This window comes from Sagittula sp. P11 (assembly GCF_002814095.1).
In the GTDB taxonomy this organism is placed as follows: domain Bacteria; phylum Pseudomonadota; class Alphaproteobacteria; order Rhodobacterales; family Rhodobacteraceae; genus Sagittula.
This window is the reverse complement of record NZ_CP021913.1, coordinates 2977527-2999064: the sequence shown is the minus strand read 5'-3', so window position 1 is coordinate 2999064 and position 21538 is coordinate 2977527. Positions and strand designations below refer to the sequence as shown.

Below are 21538 nucleotides of genomic sequence, written 5' to 3'. Positions count from 1 at the left end.
CGGACGCCCGCTTCAAAGGGAGAGTCGCGCCACGCGCGACGGGGCCACGCCCCTCCGCTCCACCGCTTCAGGATCCAAACCATGACCGACACGCGCAAGGGCCCCGTCCTCATCGACCTCGACGACGACAGCGCCGCCCCCTCCCCGTCAGAGGTTCCGCCCGTCCCCGACCTGACCCCGCCGCCCGAAGGGGCGGCCATGGCCACCGTCGCGGCCCTGACCACCCGACGCGTCTCCACCCTCGCGCGCTGGTTCTGGCGCCTGCTGGCCGCGCTCGTGGGGACCTTCGTCTCCATCGCCGCGTGGAACTTCGCCACCGGGCTGATCGCCGCCAACCCGGCGCTCGGCTGGGCGGTGACCGCGCTCCTTGCCGCCTTCCTGCTGGTCTGTGTGGCCATCGTGGTCAAGGAACTCTCCGCCTTCGCCCGCCTGTCGAAGATCGACTCCCTGCACCGTCAGGCCGACACCGCACTGGCCGAGGACGATCTGGCCCTTGCTCGCGACCTCTCCGACAGGCTGGTGGGCCTCTACAAGGGGCGCGAGGACACGCGCTGGGGCCGCGACCGCTTTGCCGCCCGCCGGGACGAGATCTTCGATGCCTCGGGCCTCATCACCCACGCCGAAAACGAACTGCTCGCCCCTCTCGACCTGCAGGCCCGGCGCGAGGTGGAGGCCGCCGCCCGGCAGGTCGCCGCCGTCACCGCGCTGGTGCCGCTGGCCCTTGCCGACGTCGCCGCCGCGCTGACCGCCAACCTGCGGATGATCCGCCGCATCGCGGAGATCTACGGCGGACGCTCCGGCACTCTGGGCAGCTGGCGGCTTACCCGCGCGGTCTTCTCGCACCTCGTGGCCACCGGCGCGGTGGCGGTGGGCGACGACATGCTGGAACCGATCTTCGGCGCGGGAATCCTGGGCAAGCTCTCCCGCCGCTTCGGCGAGGGCATGGTCAACGGCGCCCTCACCGCCCGCGTGGGCGTCGCCGCGATGGAGGTCTGCCGCCCCCTGCCCTTCGGCCCGGGCAAGCGGCCCTCCGTCCGTTCCATCGTGCGCTCCTCGCTGAGCGGGTTGTTCCAGCAGGACAAGGGGCGCACCGCCCCGTAGGGTGGGGGTTCCGCGCGGCACGCGCGGGTTCGCCCCCCCTGCCCAAAAGTCAGGAAACCCACCGGTTCCCAAGCCGCGCCCGGCGTGATTGAGTGCGCCACGAACAATCGGAGCGCAGCGCGTGGAAGCCCTACTCGTCCTCGTCGGCATCATCTTCCTGGCCCTGCCGGTGGTGGTGATCGTCCTCATCGTCCGGCAGGCCCGCCTGTTCCGGGAACTGGCCGAACTGCGCCAGAGGGTCGACACCCTGACCGCAGGTCGGACACCCTGGCGGGACCAGCCGGACCAGACCCTCGCAGCCGCAACGACGCCCGCGCCCGCCGTCGCCGAACGCCCCGCAGAGCCGGAACCCGAGCCCGCGCCGCCACCCCAGCCCCAACCACCCCAACCCGCGGCGTCGCCCCGTGCGACCCCCGCCCCCGAACCGAAGGGCCCGTCCATCGCGGCGCGCCTCACCGGCTGGCTCGCGCAGAACTGGTTCTACGCCATCGCCGCCGTCTCCCTCGCGCTGGCGGGCATCTTCCTCGTGCAATACGGCGTGGAAACCGGCCTGTTGACCCCGCGTGCCCGGGTCGCCGCCGCGCTCGTCTTCGGCGCCGCCCTGATCTTCGGAGGAGAGCGAATCCGCCGCCGCTCCGGCGACACGGAGGACAGCGCCACCGCCTACCTGCCCTCCACCCTCTCGTCCGCCGGTCTCGTCTCGCTGATGGGCGGCGTCCTCGCCGCGCGCCTGCTCTACGGGCTGATCGACCCCGGCCCGGCGCTTGCGCTGCTCTTTGCCACGGCCCTCGGCGGGCTGGTCCTCGGCTGGATCAACGGGCCGCTTCTGGCCGCCATCGGGCTTGCGGGCGGGTTCGCCGCGCCCTTCCTCGTCGGCGGCCAAAGCGATCAGCCCGAATGGCTCCTCCTCTACTTCGCGCTCCTCGCCGCACTCGGCCTCGGTATCGACACGCTGCGCCGCTGGGCCTGGGTCTCTGTCCTGGCGCTCGTCGGCGGGTTTGCCACCGGCGCGCTGCTGCTGCTCGCCGAACCGACCGAGACGATGGCCACCGCCTACGCCGTCCACGCCACGCTGCTGGCTGTGCTGGCGATCCTGATCCCGGCGCGTAGCCTGACGCCCGATCACGCCGCGCCCTGCCTCCTGCAAGCGCTGGAAAAGACCCGCCCGGCCTTCCCGACGCTGCTGGCCGCCGGTGCCACGCTGGCCTCGACCCTCGTGCTGCTCAGCTCGGCCACCTTCGGCTTGACCGCATGGTGGACCGCACTGGCCCTCGCGACGCTCCTCGGCGCGGCGCTGACGCTCTGGTCCCACAGGGCGCCCGGCCTTCAGGACCTCGCCGTCCTGCCTGTCGCCGCGACCCTCCTCCTCCTGCTGGCGCCAGAGCTGAACCGCGCCGTCCTGACCACGCTCTTCGCCACGCTCGACGCGCAGGAAGGTCTGACCGAACAGCGCCTGCCGCTCACCGTCACCCTCGCCATGCTGGCACCTCTGGTCCTGACGCTCGCCGCCGCGCTGCGCAGCCTGAAGGGCGACCCGTTCAAGGCCCACTGGGCCGCCGCTGCCGCCCTGATCGCCCCGCTGGGCGGCCTCGCGCTCGAAGTCACGTGGCAGCCCGCCACTCTCATCGGCGCTTGGCCCTGGGCGCTGCACGCGCTGGCGCTCGGCGGGCTGATGACCGCGCTCGCCGCGCGCTTTGCCCGGATCGACGGCACGGACCGGCTGCGCGCCGCGCTGGCCACGCTCTCGGCGCTCGCCTGCCTCGCCTTTGCGCTGACCGTCATCCTCACCGATGCGGCGCTGACCCTCGCGCTGGCGGCCACCGTGCTGGCCGCCGCCGCGCTCGACCGCCGCTTCGACCTCGCGCCGATGACCGGCTTCATCACTGCCGGGATCGCCGCCCTGGGGTACCGGCTGCTGGCCGACCCCGGCCTCGACTGGGCGGTGGAGGTGGGCTTTGCCGAGATGTTCCTCACCTACGGCGGCACGCTGGCCGCCCTGCTCGCCGCCCGCGCCCTCCTGCCGGAGGCCCGGTCGCGCGCGAAGCTCTTCCTCGAAAGCGCCGCGTGGTCGGCAGGCGGCATGACCGCATCGCTGACGCTCTACCACCTGATCGAAGGCATGACCGGCCACGCCGCGGGGCAGGAGCACTGGATCACCGGCCTGCACGCGACGATCTGGACGCTGGCCGCGCTGGCTCAGGTCATGCGCATGGGCGGCGGCGGGCCGCTCCGCCTGCTGCGCCTCGCGCTCGCGGTGATCTTCGGCCTCGTCGCGCTGGGGTTCGAGGTGGCGGCCCTCAGCCTCGCCAACCCGCTGTTCGGCGGACAGACCGTCGCGGGGCCGGTGCTGCTCAACACGCTGATCCCCGCCTACCTCCTGCCCGCGCTGGCGCTGGCCGCGGGCGCCGCGCGCCTCTCCGGCCCGAAGGCGCTGCGCATCGGTCTTGCGGTCCCGGCCACGGCGCTGACGGTGTTCTGGGCGGGCATGGCGATCCGCCACCTCTGGCAGGGCGGCGACGCCATGGGGATCGCGGCGGGCATCACCCAGCCGGAACTCTACAGCCACACCGTCGCACTCCTGCTGGTGGGGGCCGCGCTCTTCACCCGGGCGCTGCAACGCCGGTCCGACCTGCTGCGCCGCGCCGGGATGGCGGTGATCGCCGTGGCGGTGGCGAAGGTGTTCCTCCTGGACATCTCCGGCCTCGACGGGCTGGCGCGGGTGTTCTCCTTCCTGCTGCTGGGGCTGTCGCTGGCCGGCCTCGCCTGGCTGAACCGCTGGGTGCAAAGCCGCCTGCCTTGACCACGGGGCGTCCGAGCAGGTCTAACCGCAGGCGCACGCCAGCCCGCAACGGACGCCCGCCATGCCAGACCTGACCCGCGCCAAGGACCCCGAAACCGACGCCCAGATCGCCGCGCGGCTGGCCGATCCGCCGGGCCGCGGCGACCTGCGCGACCTCGTCTACGGCGCGATCGACGGCGCGGTGACCACCTTCGCCATCGTCGCGGGCGTGCAGGGCGCGGGGCTGTCGACCTTCATCATCCTCGCGCTCGGCTTTGCCAACGTGCTGGCCGACGGTTTTTCCATGGCGGCGGGCAACTACATGGCCACCAAGGCCGAGCTGGACAACATCCAGCGCATCCGCCGCCTCGAGGAGGAACTGATCCGCGCCGATCCCGACCACGAGCGGCGCGAGCTGCGCGCAATCCTCGCGCAGAAGGGCCTGTCGGGCGAGACGCTCGAAGCCGCCACCCGCCAGATCGCCCTCAACCGGCAAAGCTGGATCTCCATGATCCTCGACGGCGTCTACGGGCTGGGCTCCGCCGATCCGCACCCGATGCGGGCCGCGCTGGTGACCTTCGCCGCCTTCCTCGTGGCGGGGATGGTGCCGCTCCTGCCCTTCCTGCTGCCGGTGTCGGAACCCTTCGCGACCTCCGCCATCATGACCCTCGCCGCCTTCTTCGGGATCGGCACGCTGAAAAGCCGCTGGTCGCTGGCGCCGTGGTGGCGCTCCGGCACGGAAACGCTGCTGATCGGCGGCACGGCGGCGGCGCTGGCCTATTTCGTGGGCACGCTCTTCGGCTGACACGCCGCCCCGGCGAAGGCGGGCGCAGCTCTGTCTTGACCCGACTCGGCGTTTTCAGTCCGGTATACCCCACTACCCGCAGCGGTCCCCCGCCGCGATACTCCGCACAAGCCATTTTCCAGCGCCCAGCCGATCCGAAGGATTTCCGGATGACCGAAGCTTTCATTGCCTCACAGACGACCGTTGTGCATCTGCTTGGCGCGCTTGGCATGCTCATCCTCTTCACCGCCCATGCCGCCTGCGCCCTCCGGCCCGAGGCCCGGGCCTGCGCGGCCTACTTCGGCGCCAACGCCGTCGCCGCCGTGCTCTTCCTGCCCGCCGTCTGGGCCTTCACCCCCGGGATCGTCGCGCTTCTGCCCGTGACATGGGCGGCGCTGAGCTTGGCCGCCGTGGCGCTGCGGCTGCGGCCCCGCCGCCCGTCGCGCCTGACCCCGGCGCAGATCCCCTGGACCGCGCTGGCCCGCGACGGCCGCGCCCTGCCCGACACGGCGCCTCCCCGCTCCGGCTACGCCGCCTGACCGCCCTTCCGGCCGGGGCCGCCGCTCTGGACACCAACGCCGCGCCGGGTGAAAGAAACGGCATGACCCACACCCCTGCCACGGCCCCCAAGACCATCCTGATCCTCGGCGCCTACGGCCTGATCGGGACGGAGGTCTGCCGCACCCTTCACGCCCGTGGCCATCGCGTCATCGCCTCCGGCCGGTCGGCCGCCAGCGCCGCGCAGGCCCTGCCGATGCTGCCCTTCCGCAAGGCAGACCTCTCGCGGATGGAGGCCTCCGGCTGGGCCGTGCTGCTCGACGGGGTCGAGGTCGTGGTGAACTGCGCGGGCGCCTTGCAGGACGGCCCGGGCGACGACCTCGAAACGCTGCATCACCACGCCGTCGCAGCACTGGGCAAGGCCGCCGCGGGAAGGGGCGTCCGGATCGTGCAGGTCTCTGCCGCAGGCGTGCAGCCCGACCACCCCACCGTCTTCTTCGCGTCCAAGGCGCGGGGAGATGCGGCGCTCCTGGCCTCCGGCGCGGACGCCGTGATCCTGCGCTCCGGCCTCGTGATCGGGCAAAGCGCCTATGGCGGCACGATGCTTCTCAGGATGCTGGCCGCCGTGCCGCTGGTCCAGCCGCAGGCCCTGCCCGACACGCCGATCCAGACCGTATCGCTGGCCGATCTGGCAGAGGCGGTCGCAATCGCCGCCACAGGCGACCTGCCCGCGGGCCACACCTTCGACCTCGTCGAGGCGCAGACCCACAGCCTGGCAGAGGTCATCGCAGCGCATCGCCACGCCCTCGGCTTCGCGCAGGCGCGCGCCACACTCACCCTGCCCCACGGGACGCTCAAACCCACCGCCCGCATCGCCGACGCGCTTGCACATGCAGGCTGGCGCAGCCCGCTCCGGTCGACCGCCATCGACGTGCTGGCCGACGGGGTGACCGGCGACCCGCGCCCGTGGCAGGGGCAAACCGGCCAGACCCTTGCGCCCCTGCAGGACACGCTGACGAAGGCCCGCCTCGGCCCCGAACACCGGCTGCAGGCCCGTGCCGCGCTCCTGATGCCGCCGGCCGTGGCCACGCTGTCGCTCTTCTGGCTGCTGTCCGGGCTGATCGGGCTCTGGCAGATCGGCCCCGCCGCCGAACACCTGACGCGCATCGGCTGGCCCCAGAGCCTCGCATCAACCTCCGTCGCCTTCTGGGCCGTGGTGGACGTGGCGCTTGGCCTCGCGGTCCTCTATCGCCCCATCGCTGCCCGCGTATGCCTTGCCATGATCGGCGTGTCGCTCGTCTACCTCTCCTCCGCCACCCTCTTCACCCCCGGCATGTGGGCCGATCCGCTGGGGCCGCTGGTCAAGGTGCTGCCCGCCATGATGCTCGCCGCCGTCACGCCCGCGCTGCTGGAGACGCGCTGATGGCCTACGCCGAGATCCTGCGCTGGATGCATGTCGTCGGCGCCACCGTGCTTCTCGGCACCGGCGCGGGCATCGCCTTCTTCATGCTGATGGCGCATCTGTCGCGGGACGCGCGGGCCATCGCCCATGTCGCCGGGACCGTGGTGCTGGCCGACACCCTCTTCACGCTGACCGCGGTGGTCGCCCAGCCGGTCACCGGCGTCCTGCTGGCACGGGAAATCGGCTGGAGCCTGACGGAGGGCTGGCTCCTCCTCTCCATCGCGCTTTACGTGCTGACGGGCGTGTTCTGGCTGCCGGTGGTCTGGATACAGATCAGGCTGCGCGACCTCGCGCGCGTGGCCGTGTCCGAGGGCACACCGCTGCCTGACCGCTACTTCCGGCTGTTCCGCATCTGGTTCGCCTGCGGTTTCCCGGCGTTCTTCGCGGTGGCGGCGATCCTGTGGCTGATGCTCACCCGCCCGGCCCTGACGTTCTGACCTGACGTTTCGAACCGCCCCTGTCGCACATGAAAAAGGCCGGGACCCATCGCAGGGTCCCGGCCTCTCCGCACCTCAGTCGGGGGATTACTGAAGCGGAGTGGTGGTGGCGCCACCGTCCGAAGCCTCGGGCGCGGCGGGAGCAACCGGCGCGGCTTCGCTGGACGGATCGGCGGTCATCTCGGAAGCCGCCGGGGCATCTGCCGCCGGAGCGCCCGAGTCGGGATCGACCGGAACCGCCGTTTCCTGTGCCGCCGGATCCACCGGGGTGGTGGTCGCGGACGGCCCGAGGAACACGGTCAGTGCCACGGCGATCACCAAGACGACACCGGCCACCAGCCCGGCGATGGACCAGACGCCCTTGCGGCGGGTCTGGACCAGCGCGGGATCGTCCCGGCCATAGGTCTCGGTGCGGTCACGGTGCATTTTCAGATACGGGTCTTCGGCCTCATACGTCATGGCCCATCTCCTCTTGGGTTGGTCCCGGGTTTGCGTACCGGGCACGACAATAGGATGGGGGTATTTGGCCGTGTCTCAATGCCCCCTCCCGGGCATCGGCCTGCGCCTGCCAAAACCGCATGCCGGGCCAAGCCGGTTCCCGCCGAAACGGCGCGCACCAAACCGGCGCGCAGCGCGGCAGGCGGATTTCTTCCGCGTTTCCGGGGGATTGGCCAGCTTCCGCCGACCTCAGGCGTGCGGCGGGAACCGACCTAGCGGAGAATCGGCACGCCGCCGGGGCCGCGCATCTTCTCGACCACGCCGGCCCGCAGGCTGCCGCCGATCCGATGCGCCAGCGCCGACCACGCCATCGCCTGCTCCGGCGTCAGTTCCGCCTGCAGCACCTGATCGAAAAGCGCGAGCCACGTCTCGAACATGCCGGGCCGGACATTGCCCGCCTCTTGGTGCACCCGCACCGGGTTGCCGTCGTAGCGCCGCTCGCCAAGGATCGCGTTGGCCCAGAAGTCGGCCACCCGCGCCTCGTGCGACGGCCAGTCCTCCACATGCACGGCAAAGACCGGCCCCAGCCCCGGATGCACGCGGACGCGCGCGTAGAAGGCCGCCACGACGCGCTCGATATCCGCGCGCGTCACCGGGAATTTCGCCTGTACCGCCATGTCCGCAACCCCTCTGCCGGACGCCTCGATCTTGCGGGCGCAGCATAGACCCGGGCAGGACAGAAGGTCACTGCGGCACAGGGTCATGACCGCACGGGCACGGGGGCCGGAACGGCCCAGCCGCGGGGGCAGGACAACGCGGGCGCGGGCGGCACGACAGCGCTGGACCCCTCCGGCGCCGCGTCCTATAAGGCGCGCATGATGACCTGTGCTTTCATCATTCGAATTAGCTGCCCGGCGCTCTGAAGAGAGACGCCGGGACAAGGCGCATGGGCTGACCGCGCCGCCGCACCCCCGATACCCGCATTCCGACCCGAAGGACGCCCCCATGTGCGCCGACACCCCCGACACGATCGACTACAAAGACACGCTCGCGCTGCCGAAGACCGATTTCCCGATGCGCGCGGGCCTGCCCAAGCGTGAACCCGACTGGCTGGCCCGCTGGGCCGAGATGGACGTCTACGGCAAGCTCCGGGCCAAGGCCGCCGCGGACGAGAGCCGCGAAAGTTTTACGCTGCACGACGGCCCGCCCTACGCCAACGGCCACCTGCACATCGGCCACGCGCTGAACAAGGTGCTGAAGGACTTCATCGTCCGCAGCCAGCAGATGATGGGCCGCGACGCGCGCTACATCCCCGGCTGGGACTGCCACGGCCTGCCCATCGAGTGGAAGATCGAGGAACAGTACCGCGCCAAGGGCAAGGACAAGGACGCCATCAACGTCGTCGACTTCCGCCAGGAATGCCGCCGCTTCGCCGAGGGCTGGATCGACATCCAGCGCGAAGAGTTCAAGCGGCTCGGCGTGACCGGCAACTGGGCCGATCCCTACCTGACCATGGACTTCCACGCCGAACGCGTGATCGCCGAGGAATTCCAGAAGTTCCTGATGAACGGCCTCGTTTACCAGGGTTCCAAGCCGGTGATGTGGTCGCCGGTCGAAAAGACCGCGCTGGCCGAGGCGGAGGTGGAATACCACGACCGCCAGACCGACGCGATCTGGGTCGCCTTCCGTGTCGCGGGGATCTCCGGCTCCGACGCGCTGACCGACCTGCTGCTCGACCAGGTCGGAGAGGAGAAGTACTCCGAGGAAGTGCAGGCGCTTTCGGCCGACTGCGCCAACGCCTACGTCATCATCTGGACGACGACGCCCTGGACGATCCCGCAGAACCGCGCGATCTGCTACAACCCTTCGATCAGCTACGGCATCTACGAGGTGCTCGACACGCCCGAGGAATGCTGGGCCGTGAAGGGCGAGAAATACGTCATGGCCGACGACCTGGCCGAGGCGACCTTCGCCCGCGCCCGGCTGGAGCCGCACCAGTTCACCCGCCTGCGCGATGCTCCGCCGGAGCTGCTCGACTGCTTCACCTGCGCCCACCCGTTCGAGGGCGTGCCGCAGGGCGGCGGCGAATGGAACTACCCGGTGCCGGTTCTGCGCGGCGAACACGTCACGGCGGACGCCGGGACCGGCTTCGTGCACACCGCGCCCTCGCACGGCGACGACGACTACGCCATCGGCCGCGCCCACGGGCTGGAGATGACCTACAACATCCTCGACGACTCCTCCTTCCGCGAGGACCTGCCGTTCTTCGGCGGGCTGCGGATCTACGACGAGAAGGGCAAGCCCGGGAAGGCCAACAAGGCCGTCATCGACAAGCTGATCGAGGTGCACCACCTGCTGGCCCGCCAGCGGCTGACGATCTCGGACGCGCACTCCTGGCGCTCCAAGGCGCCGGTGATCCGTCTCAACCGTCCGCAGTGGTTCGCCGCCATCGACAAGCCGGTGGGCGACGGCAACGACGCCTACGGCACCACGATCCGCACCCGCGCGCTGACCTCCATCGACGAGCTGGTGCAGTGGACGCCGCAGACCGGGCGCAACCGCCTGCACTCGATGATCGAGGCGCGGCCTGACTGGGTGCTTTCGCGCCAGCGCGCCTGGGGCGTGCCGCTGACCTGCTTCGTGCGCAAGGACACCCGGCCCGACGATCCGGACTTCCTGCTGCGTGACGAGAAGGTCAACGCCCGCATCCTCGAAGCCTTCGAGGCCGAAGGCGCGGATGCCTGGTACAAGCCCGGCGCCAAGGAGCGGTTCCTCGGCAACGACCACAATGCCGCCGAGTACGAGCAGGTCTTCGACGTGCTCGACGTGTGGTTCGACAGCGGCTCGACCCACGCCTTCGTGCTGCGCGACCGCGAGGACGGATCGAAGGACGGCCTCGCCGACCTCTACCTCGAAGGCACCGACCAGCACCGCGGCTGGTTCCATTCGTCGATGCTGCAGGCCTGCGGCACGCGCGGACGGGCGCCCTACCGCGGCGTGCTGACCCACGGCTTCACGCTGGACGAGAAGGGCAACAAGATGTCCAAGTCGCTCGGCAACACCGTGGCGCCTGAGGACGTGACCAAGCAGTACGGCGCCGACATCCTGCGGCTCTGGGTGGCGCAGTCGGACTACACCGCAGACCTGCGCATCGGGCCCGAGATCCTCAAGAACGTGGCCGACAGCTACCGCCGACTGCGCAACACCATGCGCTACCTGCTGGGCGCGGTCAGCCACTTCACCGAGGACCAGCGCGTCGACGCGAAGGACATGCCGGAGCTGGAACAGTACATCCTGCACCGCCTCGCGGAGCTGGATAAGACCGTGCGCGAAGGCTACGCGAAGTACGACTTCCAAGGCGTCTTCCAGCAGGTCTTCAACTTCTGCACCATCGAGCTGTCGGCCTTCTACTTCGACATCCGCAAGGACGCGCTTTATTGCGACGGCGACACCGCCCGCCGCCGTGCCGCGCGCACCGTGATGGACATCCTCTTCCACCGCCTGACGACCTGGCTCGCCCCGATCCTCGTCTTCACGATGGAGGAAGTCTGGCTGGAACGCTTCCCTGGCGACGACAGCTCCATCCACCTGCAGGACATGCCGGAGACGCCCGCCGACTGGCGCGACGCCACGCTGGCGTCGAAATGGCAGATGGTGCGCCGCGCCCGCCGCGCGGTGACGGCGGCGCTGGAAATCCAGCGCACCGACAAGGTGATCGGCGCCTCGCTCGAGGCCGCGCCGGTGGTGCACGTCTCCGACGTCGCGATGCTAGAGGCGCTGAAGACCACCGCCTTCGAGGACATCTGCATCACCTCCGCCATCACCCTGACGGACGCCCCGGCACCCGACGACGCCTTCCGCGTGACCGACGTGCCGGAGATCGCCGTGGTCTTCGCCAAGGCGGAGGGCGAGAAGTGCCAGCGCTGCTGGAAGATCCTGCCGGACGTGGGCACCCACAGCCACCCCGCCACCTGCGCCCGCTGCGACGAGGCGCTGTCCTGAACACCCGAACGCCCCGGCCCACGCGCCGGGGCGTTCTTCTTTCAGCGCCACCGCCAGCCGCCTGACCGGCCCGTCACAGGCGCCCCGCGCCCACAAACCTTGCCCTAACGTCACCCTTTTGCCAGTATCATCCGGAGACTTTCTCCGGAGGCCAGATGTTCCGCCGCACCTTCCTGCTGTCGCTGCCCGCACTCGCCGCCTGCACCGTTGCGCCGCAGGGCCTGTCCCTCGCGCCGAACTCCACGCTGATCCTGACCCGCCACGCCGACCGGCAGGACAAGCTCGACCTGCTGAGCGCCAAGGGCCGGGACCGGGCCCGCGCGCTGGTCGCGGCGACCAAGGACCTGCGTGTCACCCGCATCCACGCACCCGGCATCGACCGCAACCTCGAAACCGCAGCACCGCTCGCCCGGGCGCTGGACCTGCCGGTCGAACGCATCCCGCAGGAACAGCCCACCGCCGCGCTGGTGCAAAGCGCTCAGGGCCGGTCCGTCATCTGGATCGGCAACAAGGGCAACCTGACCCGCATCTGGGAAGACCTCCGCCTCTCCGGTCCCGCGCCGCTGGGCTACGGCGACCTCGCCATCCTCCGCGCCGACGCCAACGGGACCGTCACCATCGAACGCCGCCGCTATGGACCCGCCTGACGACGCCATAGCCCACGCGCTCCTCCGCCTCGCCCGGGACCGCGCCCCGCGCAGCTTCTGCCCGTCGGAGGCGGCCCGCGCCCTCTCCGGCGACTGGCGCCCGCTGATGCCGCGCGTCCGCGCCCTGGCCGCCACCCTGCCACTCATCGCCACGCAGAAGGGCACCCCGGTCGATCCCGTGACCGCCCGCGGGCCGATCCGGCTTACCCTCAAAGCGGATCGTTGACGTGAACACTCGCCCTATGGTCTAGTAACCCCATTCAGTCCCGCATTTCGCGCCCCTTCCTTTGTTCAGGATATTGCCATGGCCAGCCTCACCGATCCGCAGATGTCGGCGGAAGACATGGATGCCATGCTGGCCTCGGGCATGGCAGAGAACGAACTCCGCGCCGAATTCGGCGACGCCCTCTACGAGGAACTGCACGACCTCGCCCGCATGGCGCAGGAGGCCAAGGCCCGGCGCAGCGCCGCCGCCGGTCACGTCTTCATCCTGCCCGGCATCATGGGCTCCAGGCTCTCGGTCATCGACGGCGGCCGCAGCGACGAAATCTGGCTGTCCGTCCTGAACCTCTTCAGGGGACGCGTCACCGAACTGGCCTATCCCTCCGACACCTTCCGCGTCACCGCTTCCGGCGTGTTCCTCTTCGCCTACCAGCGGATGCGGCTGCGGCTGATCATCAAGGGGCACGACGTGCAGTTCCTGCCCTTCGACTGGCGCGAGGACGTGGCCACCACCGCCGACCACCTCTGGCCCGCCATCGAAGCGGTGGAAAAGCCGGTCTCGCTGGTCTGCCATTCCATGGGCGGGCTGGTGGCGCGGGCGCTGGCCGCGCGCGACGCCGACCGCCGCCTGATCCGCAAGGTGATCACACTGGGCACGCCGAACCTCGGGTCCTATTCCCCGGTCATGACCCTGCGCGGCCTCAACGACAATATCCACCTCCTCGCCCGGCTCGACAGCACCGGCATCGGTCCGAAGGCGCTGGTCGAGACCCTCGTCAACCGCTTCCCCGGCCTCCTGCAGATGATGCCCTCCCCCGACGCGCGGCGCGACGAGCAATGGTTCGACGCGGGTTTCTGGCCGAAGAAGGACAGCCTGATCCCCGACGCCGCGATCCTCGCCGCCGCGGGCAAGGCACAGGCCGACCTTCCCCCGCCGGACGACCGCTTCACCCAGATCGTGGGCCTGGGACGGCGCACAGTCCACGACGTGCGCATCGACAAGGGCCAGCTCTTCTACAACCACAACGACGACGGCGACGGCACCGTGCCCCGCACCCTGGCCGAGATGGACGGCGCCGACCGCCGCTTCTACATCGAGGGCACGCACGGCCAGCTCTGCAACCTGCGCGCCGCCATCGACGCCTGCGACGCGGTGCTGAACGGCCGCGTGCCCGACCTGGCCGAAGATCCGGCGCAGGTCCGCAGCCTGACGGCCAGCCTGCGTGCAGAGCCCGAGAAGGCCATGCGCAGCGCCGCCCGCAGCGGCCTGCCCCGCACCGCCGATCCCGACGACCCGGCCTTCTCCGAACAGGCGCTGCTCGAAGGCTTCCTCTCCGCCGACGCCGATATCGACAAGGCCGAGCGCGAGAGCCTCCGGCCCGCCGCGGCAAAGGCCGCCCCGCCGCAGCCGCCGGTCGACGACGCCACCTACGTCTACACCCGCCAGACAAAGGCCCTGCGGCGCATCAACATCGACGTGATGAACGCCGACATCCTCGACGTGCCCGCCGACGCCTATGTCCTCGGTATCTTCGAAGGGGTCACAACGCTCGGCGGTGCCATCGGCGCGGTGGATTTCGAACTGGACGGGATGCTCTCCGCCCAGATCGCCGACGGCCAGATCACCGGCCGCAAGGGGGAGGTCACCTTCATCCCGATCCCCCGCCACCACCTGCGCACCTCGCATGTGGTCGTTGTGGGCCTCGGCGCCTTCGGCGCAAAGGGGACGATCACCGCCGCGGTGCGCATCGCCGGACGCAACATGATGCGCTCGCTCTGCATCTCCGAGGTGTCGAGCTTTGCCGGTGTGCTGCTGGGCGCGGGCTCCGGCCCCACCCCGGTCGAGATCTTCCGCGAACTCTTTGCCGGGATCTTCGAGGCGCTGGAAGACTGGGACGAGGACCAGAGCTTCTCCTGCATCAGGCTCTGTGAATTCGACCCTCAGCGCTACGAGGAAATCGCCGACGGGCTCAACCGCACCTTTGCCGGGTTCAACATGTCGGACTGCGAGATCGTGGTGCAGAAGAAACCGGCGCCCGTGCGCCGCCGCCGCGCCGCCCCGGCCCCGCGCCCGCACCTGCCCGAGATCTTCACCGTCCAGGCCGAGGTGAAGGAGGAGGACCGCGATCCGGTGGTGACCCTCCAGCTTCACCACGTGCCCGGCTCCAGCAACAGCGAGGCGCGGCTCGCCACCTCGCAGATGACCTTCCAGATGTCCGAACTGGATGCCCGCACGGCGCCCCTGTCGCAGGCGATGACGGCGGAAAAGCTGCGCGGCGTGGCGGAGGACATCGAGAAGCTCGTCCTCTCGCAGGCCTTCCGCGAAAGGATGGCGGCCGAGCAGAGCTTCGAATACGGGCTGCAGTTGGTCTGCGACACATGGGCCTCGCGCATCCCGTGGGAGGTGCTGCACCTCGGCAAGGCGCCGGTCGCGCTGCGGGGCGGGCTGAACCGCTGGTACCTGCCGGCCTCGGGCGGCGTCCGCCGCGCCGCGCGCCGCCCGATCCGCAGCCGCAGCCGCGGACGGCCGGTCAACGTCCTGATGGTCGCCGATCCGACGCGCGACCTGTCCGGCGCCCGCAAGGAGGCGCGGCGGATCGAGGCGACCCTGGCCGCGCGCCCGGGCGTGCGGCTCGACACCCGCGAGGGCGGTGAGGCGACGGTCGCCGCGGTCAAGGCGGCGCTCGGGCAGGACGACATGGGCCGCGTCTACGACATCTTCCACTATGCCGGGCACGCCTTCTTCGACCCGGCGGACCGGGCGCGCAGCGGGCTGATCCTGGCGGGCGAGGACACGCTGCACGGCACCGACATCGCCGACATGGCGCAGGTGCCGGGGTTCGTCTTCCTCAACGCCTGTGAATCTCTGCGGGTGCGCAAGCGCGCGGCAAGCGAGGCCGGGCCGCCCACCGCGCAGGACTTCGCCGAGCGCAACACCGGCCTGGCCGAGGCCTTCCTGCTTGCAGGCGTGCGCCACATCGTGGGCACCTTCTGGCCGGTGAACGACGACACGGCGGTGAACTTCTCGTCGGTGTTCTACGAACAGGTGCAGACCCAGACCATCGGCACCGCCCTGACAGAGGCACGCCGGATCATCCACGAGGTCCACGACAGCAGCGAATGGGTGAACTACATCCACTACGGCGCCGCCAACGATCCGATCTGAGCCGGGGCAACCGTCACCGCACCGCTTTCGTCCCGTGCGGCCTCTGCCCGGGGCGCGGGCTGGAGGGCGGGCCGCTGAAACCGTCAGGTTTCAGTCGGGGCGGCCGGAAGGCGGCACCAATGCAGGAGATGGGAAATACCGTGCCCGCGCCTTCAGGCGCTGGGCATCACCCCCTGCAAGAAAGGCAAATTCCCGTCAGGCCAGCCCGCGGTCCCGGGCGATCATGGCCGCGTGGGTCCGGTTGCGCGCCTCCAGCTTCCGCGACAGGGTCTTGACGTGCAGCTTCACGGTGACTTCCTGCAGGTCGAGGTCGCGGGCGATTTCCTTGTTGGCCTTGCCGTCGCAGATGCCGCGCAGCACTTCCAGCTCGCGCCGGGTCAGCATGCCGCCCGCGTCGTCCGGGTTCTTCTGCATGAATTCGATCGGGGCATAGATCTCGCCCGCCGCCATGAACCGCGCCGCCGTCAGCAGCGACCGCGCCGACAGGGTCTTGGGGATGAAGCCCTGCGCACCGGATTTCAACGCCGCGTCCGCCACATCGCGCGAGGCGCTGCCGGACAGGATCGCCACCGGGCGGCCCTCGTTGGCATCGCGCATCCGCGCCAGCCCTTCCAGACCGTTCATGCCCGGCATGTTGTAGTCGAGGAGGACCAGATCGAACGTCCCGGACGTCCGTGCCGCGTTCACCGCCTCCTCCAGCGTTGCGACCGTCTGCACCTCTTCGATGTCAGACCCGTCCAGGAATGCCGCGATCGTTTCCCGCACGAGGTCATGATCGTCGGCCACCAGAATACGCATACCACGTTCCCTTCGTCTTCGGCACCGCGCGGACACGCGACACCCCTTTCCATCACTTCAGGTCAGGTCAGCCGTGTTGCGGTCTTGCCTTAATATACTTAAGACACGATTTACCCGACACGAACCTGTCAATCGCAGAAACAATCGTAGAAACGAATCTCGGAACCAAAAAAACCCTTCAAGGCTGCAAAAGTCGCGAAATTGTGAGTGTCCGGCAGGCGTACCGCCCGCCACATATACGAATGAACACCCCCTTTATACCAACAGCCGGTGGTGCGCCAGCGGTCTGAAGGCTAGCTTCTACCTTACGAAAAGAAATGCGACGATCACTTTATCGGAGGTTGCAGTGCTCGGAAAGCGTATTGTCGGCATCGTCAGGATATTCCTGGCCATCGTTGCCATGGGCACAGCCGGGTACGCTCAGGACCTGCCGCAGCCTGAAGGACCCGTGCTGCTGACCGTCGTCGGCGACCTCGCCGTCACGAATGCGCCCGGCCGGGCCGAGTTCGACCGCAAGATGCTCGAAGACCTCGGCATGCGCGAGATCGAGACCTCGACCATCTGGACGGAAGGCACGCAGGTCTTTGCGGGCCCGCCGCTCAAGGCCGTGGCCGACAGGCTCGGGATCGAGGAAGGCACGATCCGTGCCGTTGCGATCAACGACTACGCCATCGAACTCCCCTTCTCCGACGTCACCGAAGACGCCGCGATCCTCGCGCTCGACCGCAACGGAGAGCCGATGTCGATCCGCGAGAAAGGTCCGCTGTGGATCATCTTCCCCTACGACAGCGACCAGCGTTTCCGGGCCGAAACCTACCATGCGCGCAGTATCTGGCAACTTGATACGCTCGAAGTCCTTCCCTGACATGCCCCGGCTCTGCTAGGGGCGTGGCGTGAAAACCCGCCGGACACCTTTCAGATTCTCGCGTAACACGCTGGTGCGCCGTGGCGTCACGGCCCTCGTCATCGCGAGCCTGATCACCGTGCTCGGGGTCCTGGGCCTCGAGGTGCGCCACCAGCTCACCCATCTCGCCAACTCCGCTTCCGAAAACGTCCAGTGGACCCTCGGGCAGGCCGAGACGGAAATCATCGCGCTGGAACTGGCGACGGTGAATGCCCTGCACGCCGACGCCGACGACGACGCGGCCGCGCTGGACGAGGTGCGCCTGCGCTTCGACATCGCCTACAGCCGGATCGAGACGCTGCAGAACGCGCAGGTGCTGGCGGACCTGCGCCGCGTGCAGGACATCGGAAGCGAAATTCAGGCCGCGCTCGACTTCCGCGAGGCCTGGGTGCCGGTCATCGACGGCTCCGACGAGGTGCTCCGCGCCGCGCTGCCCGACCTGCTCGACGCGGCCGAAACGGTGCGCGCGGAACTGCGCCGCCTCGCCCTCAGCGGCATCGCCTTCTTCGCCCGCACCGGCGACGAACGCCGGATCGAGATCAGCCGCACGCTCTTCAGCATCGGCCTGACGACCATGGTTCTGGTCGCCCTCCTGCTGGTCCTGATCGCTGCCGTTCTCCGCCTTGCCCGCCAGCGCGAAGGCGAGGCCCAGGCCAACTTCGAGACCCGGCGCCGGATGGAGACGATCATCTCCACCTCGCTCGACGCCGTGGTCGCGGTCAACCGGTCGAACCGGATCGTCGAGTGGAACGGCGCCGCGGAACGGGTCTTCGGCTACACCCGGGCCGAGGCGATCGGCGCCGACATGCCCTCGCTCATCGTGCCGCCGCACTTCCGCGAGATGCACAACTCGGGGATGACGCGCTACCTGGCCAAGGGCGAACCGCGCGTCATCGGCCGCGGCATCGTCCAGCTCGAGGCACGGCGCAAGGACGGCACGATCTTTCCCGTCGACCTGTCGCTGGCCAAGGCGCAGGCCCCGGCGGGCGAGATCTTCGTCGCCTTCCTGCGCGACATTTCCGACCGGATGCGCAGCGACGAGGCCCTGCGCCGCGCCCGCGACCGCGCCGTCGCCGGCGAAAAGCAGAAGGCCGAGCTGCTGGCCGTCATGAGCCACGAGATGCGCACGCCGCTGAACGGCATCCTCGGCACGCTGGAACTCCTCGAGGCCGACAGCCTGCCCGCAGAGGACCAGCGCTACCTGCGCATCATCCGGCAATCGAGCGAGATCCTCCTCCGCCATGTCAACGAGGTGCTCGATATCTCGCGGCTGGACGCGGGCAAGATGACCCTGCGCAAGACCCGTTTCGACCTCGTGGCGCTGCTCGAGGAGATCGTCGAAAGCCAGGCCGACCGTGCCCGCGCGCAGGGCAACCTGCTGACGCTGCGCCCGCTGAACCCGGCCCTGCACGAGTCCTACTCCGACCCCGACCGCCTGCGGCAGATCATGCTGAACCTCGTGTCGAACGCGATCAAGTTCACCGCCGGGGGCCAGATCACCATCGAGGCGGACTGCGATTCCGGCATGGACGAGTGCGAGCTGCGGGTGATCGACACCGGCGTGGGAATCAAGCCGGACGACCTCGAACGCATCTTCGACGACTTCGTGACCATCGACTCCAGCTACGGGCGGCGCAATGCCGGCACCGGGCTGGGGCTCGGCATCTCGCAACGGCTGGCCACGGCGCTGGGGGGCGAACTGGGTGCGGAAAGCGAACCGGGCGACGGTTCCGTCTTCTGGCTGCGGCTGCCGCTTGCCCCTCCCGCCGATGCCCCGCGCACCGCTCCCAAGGTGGCAGAACCTCCGCCTGCCGCGCCCGCCCTGCCGCCGCTCGATGTGCTGCTGGTGGAGGACAACGCCGTCAACCGCGAGGTCGCGGGCCACATGCTGCGGCGCGACGGCCACCGCGTGACGGAGGCGACGGACGGGCGCGAAGGCGTGCGGCTTGCGCAGGCGCACGATTTCGACGTGATCCTGATGGACATCTCCATGCCCGGCATGGACGGCATCCAGGCCTCCCGCGCGATCCGGCAGTCCGCCGGGGCCCGTGCCAAGGCCCCCATCGTCGCCACCACCGCCCACGCCATGCCCGAGGAGGTCCGCGCCTTCCATGACGCGGGCATCGCCACCGTCCTGACCAAGCCGATCAGCGCCCGCGCGCTGCGGCAGGCGCTGGCCAGCGTGCTCGCGGCGGGCGCCCTGCCCGATCGTGCGGACGGCATCCCCTCTGCCGGGGCAACGGGTCCGCGCAACGCGGCGCCTCCCGACATGGGGCCCGAGCTGATCGACCGCGTTCACCTCGACGAACTGCGCGAGGAACTGCCAGAGGACAAGCTCACCGCCTCGCTCCGCACCTTCGCCCATGAGGTGGAGGCCTTCCTGTCCGACCTGCCCATCGACGGCATGGCCGGGATCGACACCGCCGCCGTACGGGACCTGGGCGCCGAGGCGCACCGCCTCGCCGGGTCCTCCGGCGTGTTCGGGGCGCTGCCTATGGCCGACGCGCTGCGCACCTTCGAACGCCACGCCCGCGCCGACGACAGGACGGCCCTCGCCGCTGACGCGGCCGCGCTCCGGACCTTGTGGCGCGACACCCGCGCCGCGCTCTGCGCCGAGGGACTGGAGCCCTCCGCCCGCGCCTGAGCAGCGACGGCGGAGGTGGTTTCCGCATCCGCCGCATGTACAAAACCGCCACGCAACAGCGAAGACAACCCTTCCCCGGCGATACATCGGCCCATCGCCGTATGCCGCACCGGCCCGGTCGGTCCGGGCCCAGGGGAACGGGTTCAGCTTCCCTGCCAACGCCCCTGGAAGCCACCTCCGCCTAACGGGGTTCCTTGCCGCAGCGGATCGGCTTGATGTCCAGCAGCGGCGTGCCGTCGAGACAGTCCAGCCCGCGCACCACCAGCCGCGCCCCCTCGCGCCGCAACAGCCGCACGGAGGAGACGCCCAGCGGGTTCGGCCGCAGCGGGGACCGCAGGGTGAAGGTGCCGCGCGGCGCGCCCTCGCCCCGCCGCTGCTGGGTCAGCAGGTCGCGCCGCGCCTCGTGCAGCCAGTAGAGCAGTTGCAGGTGGTCCTGCGCCTCGATGCCGTCAAGCGCGGGCACGTAGGGCGCATGGAGGTCGACGAAACACTCCGGCCCCGCCTCCATGTCGCCCTGATGGGGACAGAGGCTGCGGTCGGTGAAGGGGGTGCGCAGGACCCCGATGAACCGCAGGCCCGCGTCCTCCGCAGGCGGCAGATCGACCCGCAGCTCTCCGGGCCGCTGCGCATCGCCGTGATGGTCCGCCATGATCCTCACCTCCCACACTGGCCGCAGCAGGGCGGCGCACAGCCCCGCCCTACGCCTTGTCACACCGCTGGGCCGGGGCCAGCAAGACGACCGCATCGCCCCCCGACCGCACGCAACCAAAGCCCCCGCACCCGGCCCGCGTCAGAGGATCACCCGGTGCTCCGCCTGCCCCTGCACATCCTCGAGGTCGGCGTAGAAGGTCTGCCCCGCCAGCGCGTCGTCCGGCTGGCCGGTGGAGGCGGAGGTGACGAACAGCCGCCGCCGCTCCGGGCCGCCGAAGGACGGGCAGCTCACCTGGATCGCGGGCATCGGCAGCGCCCTGAGGAAGGTGCCGTCCGTCCCGTAGCAGGACACCTGCGAGGACCCCCATTGCGCTGTCCAGAGCCGCCCCTCCGTGTCGATCACCGCGCCGTCCGGCTTCACCACCGGCGTGCCGGTCATGTCGATGAACACCTCGCTCTCGCCCGCGGGCCAGCCGTCGGCGTCCAGCGCCACCCGGCGCACCGTCCGCGTTGGCGTGTCGGCGAAATACGCCGTGCGCCCGTCCGGCGCGAAACAGATCGCGTTCGACACGGTGATGTCGGGATAGAGAAGCCGCAGCTCCCCCCGGTAGTAGCGGTAGATCGCCCCTGCGCCGGTTGTCTGGGCATAGGCCATCGTCCCGATCCAGAAGCCGCCCTGCGGATCGGCCCGGCCGTCGTTGGAGCGGTTGTCGGGGTTGTCGTCCTCGAGGCCGATCACGTGCTCCTCGGTCCCCGCCTCGATGTCGAACAGGAACAGGTCCCGCTCCGACGCCACCAGCAGCCGGTTGCGGTCCACCCAGCCCGCGGCCGAAACGGCGCGGTCGAAGGACCACTCCCGCTGGCCCGTGCCGTCATGCTCGAACAGCTTGTGGCCGAGGATGTCGAACCAGAAGAACGTCTCCCGCTCCGGATGCCAGAGCGCCCCCTCCCCGAGGATGCATTTCGTGTCGGACAGGACCTTGACCTCTGCCATTCCGCTTTCCC

The 21538-nt window shown here is 70.0% G+C and carries 17 protein-coding genes; 12 read left to right on the top strand and 5 right to left on the bottom strand.

What is annotated here, in order from left to right; genetic code table 11:
- The first annotated feature begins 81 nt into the window (after window positions 1-81).
- The 6 genes from CDO87_RS14490 (at window position 82) to CDO87_RS14465 (ending at window position 7061) form a co-directional block, all read left to right on the top strand.
- A complete protein-coding gene (locus CDO87_RS14490; RefSeq protein WP_100929431.1) occupies window positions 82-1101 on the top strand; it encodes a YcjF family protein in 1020 nt (339 codons plus the stop codon).
- 121 nt (window positions 1102-1222) lie between these two features.
- Window positions 1223-3901: a DUF2339 domain-containing protein gene (locus tag CDO87_RS14485; RefSeq protein ID WP_100929430.1), complete on the top strand. Its 2679-nt coding sequence runs from the start codon at window positions 1223-1225 to the stop codon at window positions 3899-3901.
- Window positions 3902-3962: 61 nt separating this feature from the next.
- Window positions 3963-4685 carry a VIT1/CCC1 transporter family protein gene (locus CDO87_RS14480; RefSeq protein ID WP_100929429.1) on the top strand — a complete coding sequence of 241 codons (723 nt, stop codon included), beginning with the start codon at window positions 3963-3965 and terminating at the stop codon, window positions 4683-4685.
- A 149-nt stretch (window positions 4686-4834) separates the two neighbouring features.
- Window positions 4835-5203 carry a hypothetical protein gene (locus CDO87_RS26790; protein ID WP_157815003.1) on the top strand — a complete coding sequence of 123 codons (369 nt, stop codon included), beginning with the start codon at window positions 4835-4837 and terminating at the stop codon, window positions 5201-5203.
- 62 nt (window positions 5204-5265) lie between these two features.
- Window positions 5266-6585, top strand: a complete 1320-nt coding sequence (locus tag CDO87_RS14470) for an SDR family oxidoreductase (RefSeq protein WP_100929427.1) — start codon at window positions 5266-5268, stop codon at window positions 6583-6585.
- A complete protein-coding gene (locus tag CDO87_RS14465) occupies window positions 6585-7061 on the top strand; it encodes a DUF2269 domain-containing protein (RefSeq protein WP_100929426.1) in 477 nt (158 codons plus the stop codon). Before CDO87_RS14470 ends, CDO87_RS14465 begins: the two co-directional genes overlap by 1 nt.
- A gap of 87 nt (window positions 7062-7148) precedes the next feature.
- On the opposite strand, the gene CDO87_RS14460 is transcribed toward CDO87_RS14465, so the two are convergent.
- Together CDO87_RS14460 and CDO87_RS14455 are read right to left on the bottom strand one after the other, a co-directional pair.
- Complete coding sequence (locus CDO87_RS14460) at window positions 7149-7520, bottom strand: hypothetical protein (protein WP_100929425.1); 372 nt, start codon at window positions 7518-7520, stop codon at window positions 7149-7151.
- A 251-nt stretch (window positions 7521-7771) separates the two neighbouring features.
- Window positions 7772-8176: a group III truncated hemoglobin gene (locus tag CDO87_RS14455; RefSeq protein WP_100929424.1), complete on the bottom strand. Its 405-nt coding sequence runs from the start codon at window positions 8174-8176 to the stop codon at window positions 7772-7774.
- 328 nt (window positions 8177-8504) lie between these two features.
- Between CDO87_RS14455 and ileS the strand changes: the two genes are divergently transcribed.
- From ileS to CDO87_RS14435, 4 genes are all read left to right on the top strand, one after another.
- Window positions 8505-11501, top strand: coding sequence for an isoleucine--tRNA ligase (ileS, locus tag CDO87_RS14450; protein WP_100929423.1), 2997 nt, complete (start codon window positions 8505-8507; stop codon window positions 11499-11501).
- Window positions 11502-11656: 155 nt separating this feature from the next.
- On the top strand, window positions 11657-12148 hold the full coding sequence (locus CDO87_RS14445; RefSeq protein ID WP_100929422.1) for a histidine phosphatase family protein: 492 nt from the start codon (window positions 11657-11659) through the stop codon (window positions 12146-12148).
- On the top strand, window positions 12135-12374 hold the full coding sequence (locus CDO87_RS14440) for a DUF3253 domain-containing protein (RefSeq protein ID WP_100929421.1): 240 nt from the start codon (window positions 12135-12137) through the stop codon (window positions 12372-12374). The genes CDO87_RS14445 and CDO87_RS14440 overlap by 14 nt, the downstream gene beginning before the upstream one ends.
- Window positions 12375-12452: 78 nt before the next feature.
- Window positions 12453-15536 carry a CHAT domain-containing protein gene (locus CDO87_RS14435; RefSeq protein WP_100929420.1) on the top strand — a complete coding sequence of 1028 codons (3084 nt, stop codon included), beginning with the start codon at window positions 12453-12455 and terminating at the stop codon, window positions 15534-15536.
- 195 nt (window positions 15537-15731) lie between these two features.
- Here CDO87_RS14435 and CDO87_RS14430 read toward each other — a convergent pair whose 3' ends face one another.
- Window positions 15732-16334: a response regulator transcription factor gene (locus CDO87_RS14430; protein WP_100929419.1), complete on the bottom strand. Its 603-nt coding sequence runs from the start codon at window positions 16332-16334 to the stop codon at window positions 15732-15734.
- Between the two features lie 346 nt (window positions 16335-16680).
- On the opposite strand from CDO87_RS14430, the gene CDO87_RS14425 reads away from it, so the two are divergent.
- Both CDO87_RS14425 and CDO87_RS14420 read left to right on the top strand, forming a co-directional pair.
- Entirely contained in the window at window positions 16681-17199 is a 519-nt protein-coding gene (locus CDO87_RS14425) for an oxidoreductase (protein WP_254698131.1), read from the top strand.
- 28 nt (window positions 17200-17227) lie between these two features.
- Window positions 17228-19882: an ATP-binding protein gene (locus CDO87_RS14420; protein WP_157815002.1), complete on the top strand. Its 2655-nt coding sequence runs from the start codon at window positions 17228-17230 to the stop codon at window positions 19880-19882.
- 181 nt (window positions 19883-20063) lie between these two features.
- Here CDO87_RS14420 and tsaA read toward each other — a convergent pair whose 3' ends face one another.
- Window positions 20064-20531, bottom strand: coding sequence for a tRNA (N6-threonylcarbamoyladenosine(37)-N6)-methyltransferase TrmO (gene tsaA / locus CDO87_RS14415; protein WP_100929417.1), 468 nt, complete (start codon window positions 20529-20531; stop codon window positions 20064-20066).
- Between the two features lie 141 nt (window positions 20532-20672).
- On the bottom strand, window positions 20673-21527 hold the full coding sequence (locus CDO87_RS14410) for an SMP-30/gluconolactonase/LRE family protein (protein ID WP_100929416.1): 855 nt from the start codon (window positions 21525-21527) through the stop codon (window positions 20673-20675).
- Window positions 21528-21538: the final 11 nt, after the last annotated feature.